Annotated in this window: 3 protein-coding genes; 2 read left to right on the forward strand and 1 reads right to left on the reverse strand. The window is 45.1% G+C overall.

Annotation, left to right across the window (positions count from 1 at the left end):
• Positions 1–705: 705 nt before the first annotated feature.
• Positions 706–1,002, reverse strand: coding sequence for a hypothetical protein (locus HMPREF2661_RS07540; protein ID WP_049322219.1), 297 nt, complete (start codon positions 1,000–1,002; stop codon positions 706–708).
• Here HMPREF2661_RS07540 and pyrB point away from each other — a divergent pair.
• Positions 1,001–1,921 (forward strand): aspartate carbamoyltransferase, encoded by a 921-nt coding sequence (gene pyrB / locus HMPREF2661_RS07545; RefSeq protein ID WP_049322220.1) that lies wholly within the window; start codon positions 1,001–1,003, stop codon positions 1,919–1,921. The genes HMPREF2661_RS07540 and pyrB overlap by 2 nt on opposite strands.
• Positions 1,922–1,931: 10 nt before the next feature.
• Complete coding sequence (gene pyrI, locus HMPREF2661_RS07550; RefSeq protein ID WP_070823089.1) at positions 1,932–2,390, forward strand: aspartate carbamoyltransferase regulatory subunit; 459 nt, start codon at positions 1,932–1,934, stop codon at positions 2,388–2,390.
• Positions 2,391–2,578 lie beyond the last annotated feature (188 nt).

Here is a 2,578-nt window from a genome sequence, read left to right on the forward strand (position 1 = left end):
AGAAGAAAAAGGACGTGCGCGGGCACGTCCTTTGGGTAGGCTGATCTCAACCTCGAGTACAGCATTATTGTCTTAATCCGTTTTATTATTTTGACGAACTGAATATTTCAAATCCAGTACCTTATGTTGACACTGCAACTAGCCGTCGGAAGGTAATGCCCTGGTCAGAACTATTGGGAATTAACTGTAAACTGAGCGGAAAAGTTTAAAAGTAGAGAAAGCGGTAGTTTAAGTTATTGATGCAACATTATTCAGACGACCCGAGCGGTCATGGGTAAGGACAATAAAAGATAAGGCTGCAGACAAATTACACCAAGCAAAGATAGCATTGTCTGCAGGTAAAAGCTGGTTGATACAGCAAACAGATATCTGTATCTATTTTGAAAGGCTATATCGAGAAACTGCACATCACTCCGTCTAAGGTATGGCAGAATACTCGATCAAAGGCTACGGCAGCAAAACAGATAGCACCTAGAAAAACATCAGCTACAGACCTGCATTATCGCAAAGCCCTTTGCAACAACTCATCGACGGAAACGCAAACCAAACACAACCGAATATTTATTGAAAACCCGTTATGTAGTTGAACAAAGCTTTGTTACGTTTCACTGTAAATCAGGCTGTCAGCCTAATTTGCTTTAGGCAACATGGGTGTGCAACGCTATTCGAAAGCGATATGTTTGAATCGTTGAATCGGTTAACAGCTTACTTGCGCTTGTTTGCTCCTACAAGATGCGAGTATTGGGAAGATAAAAGGAAACTGTCAAATCCCTGTGTTTGAATTTTGGCTGTTGGGGATGAAGGATTTTTTGCAAAGGTATCAGGCCGTCTGAAAACTTGATAGAAGCAGTCGTCTGTTAAATATGCGATAATGCGGGAGATTTCATGGGTGTGGTAGAAACATGGTTGAGACTGTCCGGTGGGAATCATGCCGGGCAACGATGGAATCGGTTTGCTTGGAACGCCCGCTTTGCGGGTTTTTTTATGGGAAGGAATGGTCATGCCTAATCCGCTTTATCGGCAACATATTATTTCAATTTCAGATTTGACGACGGAGCAGCTCGAATTGCTGCTTCAGACGGCCTTGAAGTTGAAAAAGCAGCCTCGTGAAGATTTGCTTGAAGGCAAGTTGATTGGTTCGTGCTTTTTTGAACCGTCCACCCGTACGCGTTTGTCTTTTGAAACGGCGGTACAGCGTTTGGGTGGGAAAGTTATCGGTTTTTCCGATGGCGCGAATACCAGTGCGAAAAAGGGTGAAACGCTTGCGGATACTGCGAGGATTATTTCCAGCTATACGGATGCGATTATTCAGCGACACCCGAAAGACGGTGCGGCCCGTGTGGCGGCCGAGTTTTCGAGCGTGCCCGTGATTAATGCCGGCGATGGTACCAACCAACATCCGAGCCAGACGCTTTTGGACTTGGTCACGATTTATGAAACACAAGGCAGTTTGAGCAATTTGAAGATTGCGATGGCTGGAGATTTGAAATATGGCCGTACGGTACATTCATTATGTCAGGCGCTGAAGCGTTGGGGTTGTGAATTTGCGTTTGTTTCCCCTCCCAGCTTGGCAATGCCGGACTATATCACTGAAGAACTGGAAGAGGCCGGTTGCCCTTATCAAATTTTGCCCGGCTTGGAAGAAGCGGTCGAATGGGCGGATATTTTGTACATGACCCGCGTTCAGCGCGAACGTTTTGATGAGCAGGAATTTGCCAAAATCCAGGGTAAGTTCAATCTTGATGCGTCAATGTTGGCAAATGCCAAACCCAATTTGCGCGTCTTGCATCCTTTACCGAGGGTAGATGAAATTCATCCGAATGTGGATAAAACACCTCATGCCTATTATTTTGAACAGGCAACCAACGGTGTGTATGCACGGATGGCGATTTTGTCTTTGGTATTGAACGAAGAAGTTTAAGGAGCGAAAGATGGAAAACTCAAAACTCAGCGTGGAAGCGATCGAACAAGGTACGGTCATTGACCATATTCCTGCCGGTAAGGGCTTGGCCATTTTAAGGCAGTTCAAACTGCTGCATTATGGCAATGCAGTAACGGTCGGCTTCAATTTGCCCAGCAAAACGCAGGGCAGCAAAGACATTATTAAAATCAGCGGCGTATGGTTGGATGCCAATGCGGCAAACCGTTTGGCTTTGTTTGCCCCTGAAGCAGTGGTCAACAAAATCGATCGGTTTAAGGTCGTTGAGAAACAGCATTTATCATTGCCGGATGAAATTTCGGAGGTATTCCGCTGTCCGAATACCAATTGCGCCAGTCATGGCGAGCCGGTCATCAGCCATTTTTATGTCCGCTCACATCATGGTCAGACACGTTTGAAATGTCATTATTGCGAAAAAACCTTCTCGCGTGATTCGGTTGCCGAAGCCTGATAAAAATCTCAGGCCGTCTGAAGACACGGCTGCGAAATTTGAGTTGTTTGCTTGATACATTAGATGATAAAAAGCAAGATATTAAGCCAAGTTGCGTTAAAATTACGTTAAAATAATGCCTTCCGGGTTGATGACATTATTCGCCCGAAAGGCATTATTTTTGGGGCTGACGTAGATTAGCAGTTATG

The organism is Neisseria sp. HMSC061B04 (assembly GCF_001836705.1).
Classification (GTDB): Bacteria; Pseudomonadota; Gammaproteobacteria; order Burkholderiales; family Neisseriaceae; genus Neisseria.